14 protein-coding genes are annotated in these 16,100 nt (G+C 57.9%); 11 read left to right on the forward strand and 3 right to left on the reverse strand.

Going from position 1 to position 16,100, the window contains the following annotated elements; translation table 11 throughout:
- Nucleotide 1: 1 nt before the first annotated feature.
- From AC0V6O_RS10910 to AC0V6O_RS10930, 5 genes are all read left to right on the forward strand, one after another.
- Nucleotides 2–2,116, forward strand: a complete 2,115-nt coding sequence (locus AC0V6O_RS10910) for a sodium-translocating pyrophosphatase (RefSeq protein WP_486143947.1) — start codon at nucleotides 2–4, stop codon at nucleotides 2,114–2,116.
- A 401-nt stretch (nucleotides 2,117–2,517) separates the two neighbouring features.
- Entirely contained in the window at nucleotides 2,518–3,477 is a 960-nt protein-coding gene (locus AC0V6O_RS10915; protein WP_486143948.1) for a GNAT family N-acetyltransferase, read from the forward strand.
- Nucleotides 3,474–4,385 (forward strand): cupin-like domain-containing protein, encoded by a 912-nt coding sequence (locus AC0V6O_RS10920; protein WP_486143949.1) that lies wholly within the window; start codon nucleotides 3,474–3,476, stop codon nucleotides 4,383–4,385. Before AC0V6O_RS10915 ends, AC0V6O_RS10920 begins: the two co-directional genes overlap by 4 nt.
- Before the next feature lie 175 nt (nucleotides 4,386–4,560).
- Complete coding sequence (locus AC0V6O_RS10925) at nucleotides 4,561–5,412, forward strand: GNAT family N-acetyltransferase (protein WP_486143950.1); 852 nt, start codon at nucleotides 4,561–4,563, stop codon at nucleotides 5,410–5,412.
- A gap of 45 nt (nucleotides 5,413–5,457) precedes the next feature.
- Nucleotides 5,458–6,393, forward strand: coding sequence for an acyl-CoA thioesterase (locus AC0V6O_RS10930; RefSeq protein WP_486143951.1), 936 nt, complete (start codon nucleotides 5,458–5,460; stop codon nucleotides 6,391–6,393).
- Between the two features lie 41 nt (nucleotides 6,394–6,434).
- On the opposite strand, the gene AC0V6O_RS10935 is transcribed toward AC0V6O_RS10930, so the two are convergent.
- Nucleotides 6,435–7,247: a universal stress protein gene (locus AC0V6O_RS10935; RefSeq protein ID WP_486143953.1), complete on the reverse strand. Its 813-nt coding sequence runs from the start codon at nucleotides 7,245–7,247 to the stop codon at nucleotides 6,435–6,437.
- Between AC0V6O_RS10935 and AC0V6O_RS10940 the strand changes: the two genes are divergently transcribed.
- Together AC0V6O_RS10940 and AC0V6O_RS10945 are read left to right on the forward strand one after the other, a co-directional pair.
- The gene (locus AC0V6O_RS10940; RefSeq protein ID WP_486143955.1) at nucleotides 7,225–8,916 is read left to right on the forward strand and encodes a carotenoid oxygenase family protein; all 1,692 of its coding nucleotides are present in this window, start codon (nucleotides 7,225–7,227) and stop codon (nucleotides 8,914–8,916) included. The two genes, AC0V6O_RS10935 and AC0V6O_RS10940, sit on opposite strands and share 23 nt — an antisense overlap.
- Before the next feature lie 124 nt (nucleotides 8,917–9,040).
- Entirely contained in the window at nucleotides 9,041–9,655 is a 615-nt protein-coding gene (locus AC0V6O_RS10945) for a superoxide dismutase (RefSeq protein ID WP_486143957.1), read from the forward strand.
- 104 nt (nucleotides 9,656–9,759) lie between these two features.
- Here the strand turns inward: AC0V6O_RS10945 and AC0V6O_RS10950 are convergent, their stop codons facing one another.
- Nucleotides 9,760–10,254, reverse strand: a complete 495-nt coding sequence (locus AC0V6O_RS10950; protein WP_486143959.1) for a hypothetical protein — start codon at nucleotides 10,252–10,254, stop codon at nucleotides 9,760–9,762.
- Between the two features lie 107 nt (nucleotides 10,255–10,361).
- Between AC0V6O_RS10950 and AC0V6O_RS10955 the strand changes: the two genes are divergently transcribed.
- The 4 genes from AC0V6O_RS10955 to AC0V6O_RS10970 all read left to right on the forward strand — a co-directional run bounded on the left by AC0V6O_RS10955 (nucleotide 10,362) and on the right by AC0V6O_RS10970 (nucleotide 14,221).
- The gene (locus AC0V6O_RS10955) at nucleotides 10,362–11,732 is read left to right on the forward strand and encodes a hypothetical protein (protein WP_486143961.1); all 1,371 of its coding nucleotides are present in this window, start codon (nucleotides 10,362–10,364) and stop codon (nucleotides 11,730–11,732) included.
- 57 nt (nucleotides 11,733–11,789) lie between these two features.
- Entirely contained in the window at nucleotides 11,790–12,476 is a 687-nt protein-coding gene (locus tag AC0V6O_RS10960) for a ferritin-like domain-containing protein (RefSeq protein WP_486143963.1), read from the forward strand.
- Nucleotides 12,477–12,491: 15 nt separating this feature from the next.
- Nucleotides 12,492–12,953 carry a GtrA family protein gene (locus AC0V6O_RS10965; RefSeq protein ID WP_486143965.1) on the forward strand — a complete coding sequence of 154 codons (462 nt, stop codon included), beginning with the start codon at nucleotides 12,492–12,494 and terminating at the stop codon, nucleotides 12,951–12,953.
- 356 nt (nucleotides 12,954–13,309) lie between these two features.
- A complete protein-coding gene (locus tag AC0V6O_RS10970) occupies nucleotides 13,310–14,221 on the forward strand; it encodes an OmpA family protein (RefSeq protein ID WP_472639313.1) in 912 nt (303 codons plus the stop codon).
- A gap of 60 nt (nucleotides 14,222–14,281) precedes the next feature.
- Here the strand turns inward: AC0V6O_RS10970 and AC0V6O_RS10975 are convergent, their stop codons facing one another.
- Entirely contained in the window at nucleotides 14,282–15,880 is a 1,599-nt protein-coding gene (locus AC0V6O_RS10975) for an AbgT family transporter (RefSeq protein WP_486143967.1), read from the reverse strand.
- Between the last annotated feature and the right edge of the window lie 220 nt (nucleotides 15,881–16,100).

Raw genomic sequence — 16,100 nt, forward strand, 5'->3', positions numbered from 1 at the left:
GGTGGATCTGATTCTGATTTCAATCGGGCTGGGACTGCTCGCCGTGATTTACGGCTTTGTCACCAGTCGGCAAGTTCTCGGCGCGAGTGCCGGGAACGCCAAAATGCAAGAAATTGCTGGCGCCGTTCAAGAGGGCGCACAAGCCTATCTCAAACGGCAATACACCGCGATCGGCATAGTCGGTGTGGTTGTTGCCATTCTCGTTTTCATCTTTCTTGGAGAGGTTTCTGCGATCGGATTCGTGATCGGTGCGCTGCTTTCCGGTGTTGCTGGCTTTATCGGGATGAATATCTCCGTACGTGCCAATGTGCGCACAGCGGCGGCGGCTGAAACGGGCCTACAAGAAGGCCTGACCGTGGCGTTCCGCGCTGGTGCCGTCACAGGCATGTTGGTCGCAGGCCTCGCGCTACTGGCCATTGCCGGGTTCTTCTATGTGCTGGTCGGCACAATGGGCATGGACCTCACCGTTCTCGCTGAGAAGCGCGAAGTCATCGACGCGCTCGTGGGCCTCGCCTTTGGCGCTTCGCTGATTTCGATCTTTGCGCGTTTGGGCGGCGGTATCTTTACCAAAGCTGCTGACGTTGGTGCCGATTTGGTCGGTAAGGTCGAAGCTGGCATTCCAGAGGATGACCCCCGCAACCCGGCGACCATCGCCGATAACGTGGGCGACAATGTTGGCGATTGTGCTGGCATGGCCGCGGATTTGTTCGAGACCTATGTTGTCACCGTTGGCGCGACCATGGTTCTCACCGCCCTGCTGTTCACCGGCCTTGCCGCTGCTGATCTGCTCGCTCTGATGAGCCTGCCGCTGATCATTGGCGGTGTGTGCATCGTAACCTCGATCATCGGAACGTACTTTGTTCGTCTCGGTTCATCGAACAACATCATGGGTGCGCTGTATAAGGGCTTTATCGTCACCACGGTTCTGTCCGCTGTCGCGATCTATTTCGCGACTGATTATGCGGTGGGCATGGGCACGGAATACACGCTGGGCGACAACACGTTTACCGGCATGTCACTGTTCCTGGCGATGATGGTCGGTTTGGTCATCACCGGCCTGATCATCTGGATCACCGAATATTACACGGGCACAGAATACCGCCCGGTCCGCTCGATTGCGAAATCGTCGGAGACTGGGCACGGCACCAATGTCATTCAAGGCCTGGCAATCAGCCTTGAATCGACCGCACTGCCTACCATTGTGATCGTGATCGGTATCATCGTGACATACCAACTCGCAGGCCTGATGGGCATCGCCTTTGCGGCGACTTCGATGCTGGCTCTGGCCGGTATGGTTGTTGCTCTGGATGCGTATGGTCCCGTCACCGATAACGCTGGCGGCATCGCTGAGATGGCCGAGATGGAAGAAAGCGTTCGGGAGAAAACCGATGCGCTGGACGCCGTTGGCAACACCACGAAAGCTGTGACCAAGGGTTATGCAATCGGTTCCGCCGGTCTTGCTGCTTTGGTGCTGTTCTCGGCCTACACCGCTGACCTCAAGGAGTTCTTCCCAGACCTCAATGTTAGCTTCAGCCTTGAAAACCCGTATGTCATCGTTGGCTTGCTGCTCGGCGCGCTGCTCCCGTACCTGTTTGGTGCGATGGGTATGACCGCCGTTGGCCGCGCGGCTGGCGATGTAGTGGTTGATGTGCGCGCGCAGTTTGCCGCTGATCCAGGCATTATGGATGGCACCAGCCGTCCAAACTATGCCCGTACGGTGGACCTGGTGACGAAGGCTGCGATCAAGGAAATGATCGTTCCATCCATGTTGCCAGTGCTCGCTCCTATCGTCGTGTACTTCGCGGTGACTGCGGCGACAGGCAGCCAGGCAGAGGGCTTTGCGGCTCTCGGTGCTTTGCTGCTCGGCGTGATCATCTCCGGCATCTTTGTGGCGCTTTCCATGACCGCTGGCGGCGGCGCATGGGACAATGCCAAGAAGTACATCGAAGATGGCAATCATGGCGGCAAAGGCTCAGAGGCTCACAAGGCCGCTGTGACCGGCGATACAGTTGGCGATCCTTACAAGGATACCGCTGGTCCAGCCGTGAACCCGATGATCAAAATCACCAATATTGTCGCGCTGCTTCTGCTCGCGGCGTTGGCTGGTGGACATTGATCCAAGGCTAATCTGCGACTGAGCAATCGGCCGCACAGATTTTGAAACCTCGCCAGGCCCAGGTCTGGCGGGGTTTTTTGTGATCTGGACACACCCAAGCACGCGCACTCAAAACGCGCTGCACAAACGCTTCCTTAACGTCATTCAGGCTAAACCAAGCTCCGCGCGCGATTCTGCGCGCATTGAAAAGGTTAACGGATGGACATGGCAAGCGCGCCTGTACTGCCCAGCGCACCTCCTCATTCTGGCCCACTCGCGGGCTGGAGCGATGGGATGCACGCCCTGACGCCTGCTCAAATCAGCCGCTCCGCCTTCCTCGCTGCATGGGATGAGCTGACCAATCGCGCCGCTGAACCAAATCCTTTTTTGAAGAATGGTTTCTCTCAGCCTCGCTCGCCAATTTGCCCGAAAGCGCGAAGGTCGAAGTATTCGCCTATATCGTAGGCGGCGAATTGCTCGGCCTCATCCCGCTCGAGCAATCTCGGCAATATTACGGTTATCCCGTGCCGCATTGCGGCGCGGCATTACACACGAACAGCTTTTGCGGAGCACCCTTGATCGCCAAAGGGCATGAGATCGATTTCTGGCGGACCTTGTTCACTGCACTCGATCACAAACCTCGTCAGGCGTTGTTCTTTCATCTGCCGCAATTGCCCGCCGATGGCCCGGTGGCAGAGGGGCTGCGCGAAGCATTGAGCGAGCATAAGCGAGCAAGCGCCATCGTCCACCGGGAAGAGCGCGCCATGCTGGATGCCGAGATTTCTCCTGAGGAATATCTCGAAGCATCCCTGACCAAGAAAAGGCGTAAAGAGCTGCGCCGTCTGCGCAAACGCCTCGCTGAAGAAGGCGCTTTGAGCGTGGAACGGATCGAAGGCGAAGACGGCATTGCCGAATGGACCCGCGAATTTCTTTCCGTTGAACGCGCGGGTTGGAAAGGAGCAGAAGGCTCTGCCCTCGCCAGCGCGGCGCATACCGAACAATTCTTCATCGACGCCATGACCGGCGCAGCGCGCTCAGGCCGGCTCGAACGGCTCGCATTGAGGGTCGACGGGCGAGCCATCGCCATGCTCGCAAACTTCATCACACCGCCCGGCGCCTACAGCTTCAAGACCGCGTTTGATGAACGCTATGCCAAATACTCACCCGGCCTCTTGCTCCAGCTCGACAATCTGGAGCTGCTGGGCAACGAATTTATTGAATGGGTCGACAGCTGTGCAGCCGAAGGACACTCGATGATCGAGCGCTTGTGGCGCGAGAAGCGCAGCATGCAAAGCATCAACGTTGCGATCGGAGGGAAACTGCGCCGCACGCTATTTGAGCGATTGATGCGCCGCGAGCTGCGCAAAGGGAACCTGCAATGAATGCGCCCATCACAGATGCGACCGACTGGCAAAGCGCACGCGCTTCTGCGCCGTCGATCTTTGATACGAATGCGCGAGATCAGTTCGCAGTTCACTATCCTGAAACACCGCACACATTGCGCCATGCCCTCGATCAGCATCCACTGCTGGAGATTGAAGCACTGGCCAGCATGGCGGAGCGCCTTCCAGAAAGCTCGGTCGAATACAATCGCGGCGACTTGCCGATTGGCGTCGATGGCAAACCGGATAGCAATGGCCTGACCCTCGCGGAGACAATCCGCAAAGTGCACGAAGCGAACAGTTGGGCCGTGCTCAAGAATGTTGAGCAAGTGCCATCCTATCAGGCTTTGTTGCATGATCTGCTGGGCGAATTGCAGGCGGAGATAGAGGCCAAGACCGGCGAGATGTTGACCCCGCAAGGGTTCATCTTCATCTCCAGTCCGAATGCCGTCACCCCGTATCATTTCGACCCGGAGCACAATATTCTACTGCAAGTGACGGGCAGTAAAGTGATGACCCAATTCCCCGCTGGCGATACGCGCTTTGCCAAAGATAGCGAGCATGAGGCCTATCATGCAGGCGGCGCGCGCGAGCTTAAATGGAACGATGAATTTGCCAGACAGGGCCGGGAGTTTCCGCTTGGACCGGGTGATGCCGTTTACGTGCCAGTGATGGCCCCGCATTTTGTCTGCAACGGACGGCACAGCTCGATTTCGCTATCGATCACTTGGCGCTCCAACTGGAGCTATGATGAGAGCGATGCACGCTGCGCCAATGTGCTCATGCGCCGGATTGGCCTAAGGCCGAATGCACCAAGGCGCTGGCCCACCAGCAATCGCGCAAAGGCGCTGAGCTTTCGCGTGTGGCGCCGCCTATTTGGTCGTGCCGGATTGCCGCCACTGTCATGAATGCCCCCTTCCCTATCGACACGCAGCCCCAATCGGAGCTGGACCAGCTTGCCGAGGCCGACGATCCTCGCCGTTCCTTCCTAAGGGCGCAGTGGTTTGCATCGGGCCGCAATCCGGCAACGGCAGAGCTTGTGGCGCGGGGCAGCGATGGCAAAGCGATTGCGGCCTTCCCTATGTGCGAAAAAAGCTCGGCCCCATTGCGATCAAGCAGGTTGCGGGCGCCTACTGGCCGTTTCGTGGTGCACCATTGGACAGCGAATCCACGGCGGCAGAGCTCGCAGCTGCTCTCAAAGACAAAAAACTCGCAAAGCAGCTCGGCAATGTCTGGCGCATGGGTCCGGTGGTCGACGACGACCAATCGCTCGATGTACTCAAAGCCGCCGCTCTCGACGCAGGCTGGCGCGTGCTTTCGCGCCCGATTGGCCAACTGTTCGTGCTCGATCTTGTCGCGCTAACGGCTTCGGGCAATTGGCCATCGACCAAAGGCCAGCAGAAAGACCGCTGGCGGGTTCGCCAACTAGAGAAAACTGGCCCAGTCACCATTTCGCACTTCACCGGCGAGGATTGGACCGATGAAACCCGCGACGCCATCGCCGCGATTGAGAGCAATTCCTGGGTCGGCCAGTTGGAACAGGGCGGCGACACTAAGTTCCACGATCCGGCGCTGCGCTCATTCTGGGAAGGCATAGGTCAAGATCCTGCAATCGCTGCGATCATCCGGGGCAGCCTGCTGCATGTTGGCGACATCCCAGCCGCCTTCACCTTTGGCCTCGATTGCGGCGATACGCGCTACGCAATCGCCAATAATTTCGACCAACAATTCCAGAAGTTCTCGCCAGGTCGAGTGCTGCTGTATGACGATTTCACCAGCGCCGCAAAGCGCGGCCTTGCTCGCATTGACTGGGGCCTTGGCGACGGCGGATACAAGCGGCAAATGGGTGCGGAAGAGGCCTCCGGCGTCTCTGACCTGCTGTTTGTGCGCGGCGCATTGCCAGCCGCTCTGCTGCGCCGGGTGTGGGAACGCTAAGCCCGCTTGACCTTACCGCCATCGCGCCGCATTGCGAGCGGCGAAATGAGCGACACTCCAGACAATATTCCGACCAATGAGCAGCTCGTCGATGGGCTGATCAAACTGCTTACAGTCGAGCAGAATTCAGAAGAGAACTTCACGGGCCGTCCGCAAAAAGGCGGCATGGGCCGGGTGTTTGGCGGCCAGGTGCTGGCGCAGGCTATTCAGGCCGCACAAGCAACCGTGGATCATCTCAAGCAGGCGCACTCACTGCACGCCTATTTTCTGCGCGGCGGCAAAGAAGGACCGCCGATTGACTACCGGATCGCGCGCGATTTCGATGGTCGCAGCTTCTCCAACCGCCGGGTCGTCGCCAGCCAGACCAACGAAGCAGGCGAAAGCAAACCGATCCTCAATCTCACCGCGAGCTTCCAAACGCCCGAAACCGGACTGGAGCACAGCGATGCTGAGATGCCCGATGTCGAAGGACCGGATAAACTGCGCAGCGATATGGATGTGCGCCGCGAGATGGCATCAAAGCTGGGCGACAAGCTGAGCGAAGATCAGCGCCGCATCATGCTACGCCCGCGCGCCATTGAAATGCGCACCATCGACCGGCTGCATTGGATGAATTCAGAGCCGCGCGAACCGAAAGCGCACACCTGGTTTCGCACCGGCGCGCCGCTGCCCGCGATTGAGGACAACCCAGGCCTGCACCGCGCCGTGATCACCTATGCCAGCGACTTCACATTGCTTGGTACCAGCGCGCTGCCCCACGGGCTCAGCTGGATGCGCGGCGAACTGGTCGGTGCAAGCCTGGACCACACGATCTGGTTCCACCGTGAAGCGCGCGCGGATGAATGGCTGCTCTATGCTACCGATAGCCCGTGGTCCGGCCATGGGCGCGGGTTCAACCGAGGCCGTGTGTTCAACCAATCAGGCGAATTGGTCGCCAGCATCGCGCAAGAAGGCATGATCCGGCGCCGCAAAGCGAAGTAGAGCAGCTTCCTTTCATTGGCGAGCCACCTGCACCCTCCAACTCAATGCGCTAGCAAGATTGGTAGATCCGGATTGGTAAGCGCACGGCGCGTGACCCCGCCCAGTAGCATCTCCGACAAGCGTGAATGGCCGTAGGCCCCCATCACGATCAGACCACATTCCCGCAATTGCGCAGCCGATGAGAGCAAGTCCGCGATTTTCCTACCATCAGCCGGGATCTCAACAATTTCGCATTCAATCCCATGGCGGCTGAGATATTGCGCGCCCTTGAATGCAGGGACATCAAAGCGGTCCTTATCCAGCTTCTCCTCCACGCTGGCGAGAAAGACATTGCTGGCTTTGGCGAGCAAAGGCACGGCGCTGCGCAAGGCGACACTGGCCTCAGAAGAACCATTCCACGCCACCAAGATCGGCGCAGAACTGTCAAAACTCGTGGCCGTCTCTGGCACGATCATAACCGGGCATGGAGCCTTCAATGCAAGCTCCCCTGCCATGCGCGAAGGCCCTTTGCGTTCGCCAACGTCATGCGGGCCAACGATGATGAGATCATGCAGGGCCGATTGCTCCAGCAGCCGCGTTTCCGGCATTCCGTGCAGGAACAGCCAATCCCAAACGACATCCTCATTGGCCAGATCCACCTCCAGTTTCGCGCGCTGTTCTTCCGCTGCCTCTTTGATTTTAGGCAGTGCGGCGGCCATGGCAGAGCCATAGAAGTCGCCGGGCGCAAAGACCTCAAAGCTCACCGCCTGAAGGCATGTGATGTGGGCACCGTGTGCGCGGGCCAGATCAAGCGCGATCTGCAGGCGCGCCTCCATTCCCGGATCGGTGCTGATGTGCAGTAATATCGATTTCATCGGTATTCTCCTTCCTGAATGCGGGATGGAGGGCACCGTCGGCAGCGTCATTGATCAGGATCAAATTGACCGCAATTTGCGGGGCAATGCGCTTGATATCACTGCCCTCGCCGCTACGCTAAGCGATCAGGAGATCACCACAATGCAAATCACTCGCCAACCACCGGTCAAAACGACGCTTGAACCCAGCAACCACCCGTATCTCTCCGGGCCATGGACGCCGGTTCATGAAGAAGTGGATGTGGATGAGCTGGAAGTGATTGAGGGCGAAATTCCAGCCGACATCGATGGCATTTACCTGCGCAACACAGAGAACCCAGCGCACCAGCCGCTGGGCCGGCACCACCCGTTTGATGGCGATGCGATGGTGCATCAGGTGAACATTTCCGGCGGCAAGGCCAGCTATCGCAACCGCTTTGTGCGCACCCAGTGCTTTGAGGCAGAACAGATCGCCGGCCGGGCACTGTGGGGCGGGTTGATGGACCCTCCCGGTACTTCGCTGCGCCCAGGCTTTGGCGCGCATGGCGGGCTTAAGGACACCGCCTCGACCGACATTCTGGTCCACGCCGGGACTGCGCTAGCGACGCTCTACCAATGCGGTGAAGCATGGCAGATGGACCCGGTGACTTTGGAGAACCTGGGCAAAGCGCCTTGGGGGCCGATTGATGGGGTCTCTGCGCATCCCAAAGTGGATGAGAGCACCGGCGAGCTGATGTTCTTCAACTATTCCGTCCACGCGCCTTACATGCATTACGGCGTGGTCGATCGCGCGGGTAAGCTTGTCCATTACACGCCGGTCCCGCTCGATGGCCCGCGCCTACCGCATGATATGGCGATCACGCCGAACTGGTCGATCCTCAACGACATGCCTCTGTTCTGGGATGCAAAGCTGCTGGAGAGAGGCATTCACGCCGCTCGCCTGCATGAAGGCGTGCCGACCCGCTTTGCTCTCATCCCGCGCCACGGCAGTGCGCAGGACATCCGCTGGTTTGAGGCCTCGCCAACCTATGTGCTGCACTGGACGAATGCTTGGGAGGAAAGTGGCCCAGACGGCGATGAGGTCGTGATGGAAGGCTATTATCAGGACGAACCCATGCCCGAACCGCTGGAGGAGCAAGGCGAGCACGGGCGGATGATGGCCTATGTTGACGAACACAGCTTCAAGAGCCGCCTGCACCGCTGGCGCTTCAACCTTGCCACCGGCGAGTGCCGTGAAGAGCGCCTGTCGGACCGGATCGTCGAGTTTGGTATGATCAACCCGGCCTTTGCGATGCGCAAATCGCGCTACATCTGGTCGACCACGACCCGGCCCGGTTGGTTCCTGTTCAACGGCTATGTCCGGCAAGACACCGAGACCGGCGAAGAGCAGATCTTCACCCTGCCAGACGGCGTCTATGCCAGCGAAAGCCCGATGATCCCGCGCAAAGCCGCGGACGGCGGGACACTGGCGGAGGACGACGGCTATCTCATCACCTTCCTGATCGACGAGAACAGCGGCACATCTGAGCTCGCCATTCTGGACGCCAGCGACGTGGCGAAAGGTCCGATTTGCCGCCTCGCCTTGCCGCACAAGATCAGCAGCGGGGTGCACTCTACCTGGGTCGAGCACTCGCAGCTCGCAAGCGACCGCGCCTTCAAGCTTCGCCAGTTGCAAGAGGCCGCAGCCTGATCGCGCCCGCGCGCTTCGCTTCTCGCCCCACCCATTGGACATGCAATTCCAATTGCGATGCAACCTTTACCCATGCCGTGCATTGTCCCTATAGCGATCCAGATTCCATAAGAGAGGGACCAAAGTGGCTTTCAAACTCATCGATTTACCTTACGCAGACACCGCACTCGCACCCGCCGTTTCGGCCGAGACACTGTCGTTTCACCATGGCAAGCACCATCAGACCTACATCGACAAGATGAACGCTGCGATTGACGGCACTGATCACGCCAATGCCTCGCTTGAGGCGATTGTTGGGGCCGCCCGCGGCAGCAACCAAGGCCTGTTCAACAACGCCGCGCAAACCTGGAACCACGGGTTCTACTGGCACTCCATGGCGGCATCCGAAACCGCTCCATCGGATGAACTCAAGGCCAAGATCGACGCCGCATTCGGCTCTGTCGACGAGCTTAAGGAACAGCTGAAAGCACGCGGCGCGGGTCACTTCGCCAGCGGCTGGGTCTGGCTGGCAGAGAAGGACGGCGCGCTCACCATCGAGGAAACCCACGATGGCGACACACTGGCTGACCAAACCGGCGTGAACCCGCTGCTGGTCGTCGACGTGTGGGAGCATGCCTATTACCTCGACCACCAGAACAAGCGTCCCGCCTATCTCGACGCGGTTGTCGGCTCGAAGCTCAACTGGGCCTTCGCATCTGAGAACCTGGCGCGCGGCACAGCCTGGGTTTACCCGGCCTAAGCCGATCACGATCACAGCAATGTGAGCGAAACAGCCCCTGCTCCGCCCCGCGCGGAGTGGGGGCTTTTCTGGAACGCAGATACGCTTTTCAAAAGTGTGACTTTTCATCGTGACGCTGCCTGCTCGCGGTATTCGGCCAGCGAGACGGGACAGCGCGCAAGATGCGCCAGAACCGCAGAATTGTCCGGCTTTTGGCGCACACCTGCATATTTGCCGCCGCGCAAGATAACCCACCAAATCCCGCTTTCAATGCGCCATTCCAGCTCACGAAGTGTGACTTTTGGCAGCCTACCCAAAACTGCATCGGGCGCCTTACCAATATCGCGCGGCTGCCAGTCCTTCGCGAGCGCCGCATCCCACGCCGCGCAGAAACTCTCCGACCACAAATGCGCGCGCAGCCGGTAAGCACTTTCGCGCGCCATAGAGACCCTGCGCGCCGCCCCCGTCACTGAGCGTGTCTGCGCAAGCCAGCCGATAAACTCCGCCTGCCTCAGCGGCGTCCAACCATCCACACGCTGTTTAACCGGTACGGCATAGAAAGGCGGAATGCGCCTGGGCGGCTTGCGAGGCTTAGAAACGCGCGGCGGATAGAACTTCATGCATGCTGGGATAGGCGCGTGAGTGATGTGTAGGAAAGGCGCTCAGTTAAGGAAGCTTGCAGAAAACAATTCCTGATGTATGCCTAAAGTAATACATGGGGGAATACATGCATAACTTACCTTTTTTCGATGCTTTCGGTGAAAAATCACGCCTATTTCCAGTTTTGTCCGAAAAATCGAAAGAGGGGAGAACTCTGTCAGCCTTCTTGTCAGTTTTCGCACAGGTAAAGGAGCTCTCAAATGAAATTCTTGGAGCGGTTGGAAACCCTGTCGGCACAAGAGCAACAGTTTCGACCTTTACTGAAGTTTCGTTCCCAAAGTCTAAGCAGCCGAAAATTCGCCCAGATGGGCTAATCGTTTTACAAACAGGTAAACGAACTTGGAGCGCCCTTGTCGAAGCCAAAATTGGCAATGATGATCTTAAAGCAGATCAAATCGAGTCATATCTAAGTCTCGCGCGAGAGGTTGGAATTGACGCCGTAATTACACTCTCAAACCAGTTCACTACCACGCGCGACCAGAGCCCTGTTACAGTCAACGGCCATTTACTGAGGACTGTTAGTTTATACCACTATTCTTGGTTCTCAATCCTGACATATCTGAGCGTTCTTAGCGGGAATGATCGAGTTGAAGACCCCGATCATAACTTCTTGCTTGAAGAGTTAGAGCGATTCTTGATCCACCAAAGCGCTGGACTCAAGCGCTTCACCCAAATGACGCCGTCATGGACATCAGTGGTCGACAACGTTCGAAGTGGATTATCACTAAGTAAGTCTGGGGCTGACGAAAGAGCTGTAGTTGAAAGCTGGCAAGCAGAGATAAGAGACCTAGCCCTGTACCTCACACGGAAAACGGGTGAAACGGTTGCGGAGAAAGTCTCCAAAAAGGTAATGAATGATCCGACGGCGATCTTCGATAGACATCTCAAATCGCTGGTAGAGGAACGGCGACTGACTGTTGATTTTGCTATTCCGAATGCAGCAGCCCCATTGTCAATAGAGGTAGATCTGACGACCCGGACCATCCACTTCAGCGCTCAGCTTGCGGCTCCGAAGGATAAAAAACGACAAGCGTCGAGGCTAAACTGGCTTTTAGTGCAATTGCCTGACGACAAAGAACAGACAACCAAAGTCAGGACATTGTGGCCGGGCCGAGCCTCACCAATCGAGACAACAGTATTTGAGGCGAGAAGTGACGACATGCTTCATAGCCATCCCGACAGATCTCTCTTGCCTCACAAATTTGTCTTGATCGACCAAATGACTGACGGAAGGAAATTTGGTGGTCGGTCCACCTTCATCAATGAGTTAGAGTCGGGTGCTATTGGCTTTTATGAAAATGTATTGAGCCACCTCAAAGCATGGACGCCGCCTGCCCCAAAGATACGTAAGGCGATCGAAGAAGAACGTGATAACGAATTGCCTGAAGAGAATACCGATCAGAGCACTCATCACGAAGACACATCATCGAACCACTAACCCCCACATTTGGTCAATCGCCGTTCATACCGTATCCTAATAAAATAGGAGCTCAGCATGATCGAATGGTTTCGCCGGCGCTATCTGGATCTCTTGGGATCGATCTACATCTATAACGAGCATCGCGGGTACACCGCGCTCGACCGCGTGCTGGAGGCTGTCCGGGCGCGCTGCGGGCCGGACGATCCATTGATCGCCAAGATCGAGAAACACCGCGCGGATGAGCGCAAGCATTACCTCATGTTCAAGCGCTGGTTCGAACTCCAAGGCAAGCATCCGATCCACCTCGACCGGACCTTTGGTCATATTGATCGTTTTATCGAGATCATGTTCGGCACCTCGATTGATAAGCTCGACACTCAGGCCGTGATTGAACGTGATGAGCTGTTTGAGCGGCTGTGTCGGGTTATCTCGCTGACGGAGAAGCGCGGATACAAACAAATCGAAATCCTGCTGGCGAACCGCTTTGTGCAATCTGACCCAGCTCTAGTGAAGATTTTTAAGGTGATCGAACGGGACGAGCCAAGCCATTGGGCACCGTATGATGGGTGGTTGCGCGACAATGCCAAGCGCGAGCCGAAGTGGTGGGAGCGCACCGTTGACGGCTTCATTCATTCAGAGCTGCTGTTTCTGAAATTGCCAATCCTGTTTCTCAATCCGTTTGTGACGCGCAAAGATGTGTGGGCGGATCATGCCGAGCAAGACCCGGATCGCTATTCCGACCGGCTGCGCTCTGCGACCTAGCGGATTGCACTCATCATGAGCGCATCGGCAAAGCCCACAAGCGATATGGCTGAGGACCGAACACGCGGTAGCCTGATCACGCGCCTGCTTAAGGTCCGGGTCGGTTGGATGCTGGCGCGCAATACAGTGGTCAGCATCGGAGCGTTCCTGATCGGATTGGGTGTGCTTTGGCTGCTCGTTGAGCGTGCCGGGATGGGAGAGGTGATTGCCTCTGGCATCGGCTTCGCCATCGCCAACACTTTGCATTATATCTTGGGCCGGAGCTGGATTTTCCGCGGGTCGGACCGCGCAATGGCCAGCGGATACGCCCTGTTTCTGATCAACGGTGCGATTGGCCTGGCCGCCACCATGGCGTTGATGGCCGTTATGCTGGCGCTGACACCCATCGACTATATTGTCGCGCGCATTCTGGTATCCGTCATCGCAGGGTTATTGGTGTTCGTGCTCAACGCCGTGTGGAACTTCCGCCGGGTCTAGCATTGGCTGAAGCAGACGCGTTCAAGAGCGATTCTCTCTCAGCGTGCACGCTTGCGAGGTTAACCTTACTAAAGCCATTCCAATCGCAGATCCCACAACGGTTCGTCGCAACGGTTCGTCGCAGCAAGCGGTCAAACGACCCGTACAACTAACGAAACTGACCGATCTGTTCATCTGACAGAAAGGTTTGACTGACACTCAGACCCCACATGCCGCCCAAACACGGCATCCGAACGCACATGTTGTGCAAGAATTTTCGAGGGGGCTTCAGCGGCCAGACACGCCATCACAGGGGGCGGTCTAGCAAATGCCGAGACGACGAACGGTTGGCTGTTGTAGTTTTGAGGAGTAATTTAATGAGTGCCATTTCAAAGAAGCATACCGCTCTTTTCCTGTCGGCTGTGATCGCCCTGCCCATGGCAAGCGGCGCAATCGGCCAGGAGCCTATGCCTGTTCCTGCCCAGCAGGGCGAAGTGCTGACCACGGTCACTGGCTCACCGCCTGCGGATCTGTCCGGCATGGCTGAAGGTCCAGAAATTGATGGCTTTATTTCGGCCCGCCGCGATGGCGAGTTTCAAGTCACGGCGGTTGATGGTTCACGCACAGCGATCAAGCTGAGCGATGGCACCGAGATCCGCGCCAAAGGCGGCTTCCTCGGCCTAAACCGTGACAAGCTGGGTTCTGAGCAATTGCTAAACGGCCTGCCAGTATCGGTTAAGACGGTTGAATGGGCTGGCGGACTTGTCGCCACCCGGGTTAACCTGAAGAATAAGGACCTGCGCACCGCATCGATGATCCGCAACGGCACCGAACAGCAGTTCGGCGAGCAAGGCGCGGCGATTACGAAGAACGCCGCCGCAACTGAGGCGCTGCGCGGCCGCTTTGGTGACATCGATCAATACAACATCAAAGGCACCACCAATGTCTATTTCGACACTGGCCGGTACAACCTTTCCAGCCAGGCCCGTGCCGAGCTGTGCAGCGCGGCTGAGCAAGCCAATGCAACCGAGAACGCTCTGCTTCTGGTCGTCGGCTACACCGACTCCACGGGCAGCTATGAGATCAACCAAGAGCTGAGTGAAAAGCGCGCCAGCCGCGTTGTGAACTATCTGCAACAGCAATGCGGTTGGAAGCCCTATCGCATGCTGACCCCAACCGGAATGGCAGAAGCCGATCCTGCAGCTGACAACTCAACCCCTCAGGGTAAGGCGCAGAACCGCCGTGTTGCGGTGAACGTCTTGGTCAGCAAGAGCGTCGAAGGCCTCTAATCCAGGCCACACTCTCTCCGATTGAAAATGCGGGGCGGGCTTTGCGGCCTGCCCCGTTTTTTATGGGGTGTAGAAGGTGGGCGAGCCCGGTCCCACTGGCAGTCCGAACACGAAGGTCCAGAGGTAGAAAAATACCGACCAGAACGCGATGAAGAAGATCGAATAGGGCAGCATCATCGCGATCATCGTACCCACGCCCAGATCACTCTTATACCGCGTTGCCCAGGCCAGGATTAGCCCGAAATAGCTCATCATTGGAGTGATGATATTGGTGGTGCTGTCACCGATCCGATAGGCTGCCTGGATCGCCTCGGGCGAATAGCCGATTAGCATCAGCATCGGCACAAAAATCGGCGCGGTTACGGCCCATTGCGCAGAGGCAGAGCCGAGCGACAGATTGATCAGCGCGCACAGCAGGATGAACATGAAGAATATGCCTGGCCCGGTCATCCCGGTCTCAACCAGGAAATTCGCGCCCGTCACGGCTGTGATCGCGCCCAGATTGGTCCAACCAAAGAAGGCGACAAACTGCGCCGCGAAGAACACCAGCACGATGTACAGGCCGAGTGAGGCAAGCGCCGCGGCCATCGCGTCGATAATATCACGGTCGGTCTTCATCGTCCCAACCGCGCGGCCATAGGCATAGCCGAGAGCGACGAAGAAGATCAGTATCCACACGACGAAGCCATCGAAAAATGGGCTGTCGATCCGGTCACCATTGTCGGGATTGCGCAGCACACCCCAATCCGGCAGCAGCGTCAACGCCATCAGCCCAAGCACACCGAGCAGCGCCAGGCCAGCCCAGCGCAGGCCCTTGCGCTCATCATCGCTCACCTGTTCCATCATCCGATCATCCAGGATCGTCGGATCAGCTGCTGAGGAATCATATTTGCCGAGCTTTGGCTCCACGATGTAGATCGTGACCAGCGAACCGATCAGCGTGATGAGGAAGGTGGAGGCCATCATGAAGTACCAATTGGCCGTGGCGACCACAGTGTAATCAGGGGCAATCAGGCGGGCGGCCTCTTGCGTGATGCCGGCCAGTAGCGGATCGATCGTACCGATCAGCAGGTTCGCGCTATAGCCGCCAGACACCCCGGCAAAGGCGGCGGCCATGCCCGCCAGCGGATGGCGCCCCAGCGCGTAGAATATCGCGCCCGCGAGCGGGATCAGGACAACATAACCGACCTCGGATGCGGTATTGGAAATAATGCCTGCAAACACGATGGCGACCGTCACCAGCTTCGGCGGCGCGTTTAACACCATGCTGCGCACGGCGGCGGACAGCAGGCCCGATTTCTCCGCCACCCCGACGCCCAGCATCGCGACCAACACCACACCCAGCGGGGCAAAGCCGGTGAAATTGTCGACCAGGCCGGTAAAGATGCGGCGGATACCATCGCCGTCCATCAGGCTGACCGCGCGGATCATCCCGTCCTCGGCGACGCCCTTTGCGCCCAGCGGACGCGGGTCCTCCACCGCGACACCCATCCAGCCGAGCAGGCCGGACAGCAGCACAATCCCGATCGCCAGAACCGCAAACAAAGTGACCGGATGCGGCAGGAGATTGCCTAGCCATTCGACCCCATCAAGAAAACGGGTGAAGGCGTTGCGCTTACCTTGGCTGTATTCGTCGGTGGTCGCGGGAAGCTCGCTCATGGATTGCTCCGGTCAGTTGGGATTACCCGTGATAATCAGGCGAAGATGAACGCAAGATCGATAGGGGCTTGGGTGCACAAGGCAAGGGGGTGATGGAAGGTAATAGAGCTTTACTCGTCATTCCCGCGAAAGTGGGAACCAAAGTTTTTGGTCCGGCTTGATCAGTCCTTGATTGATTCTCGAAGAATGGCATTTGTACCTTGCTTCCAAACAGCGTTTC

The sequence above is a fragment of the Erythrobacter sp. JB2-19 genome, assembly GCF_057365005.1.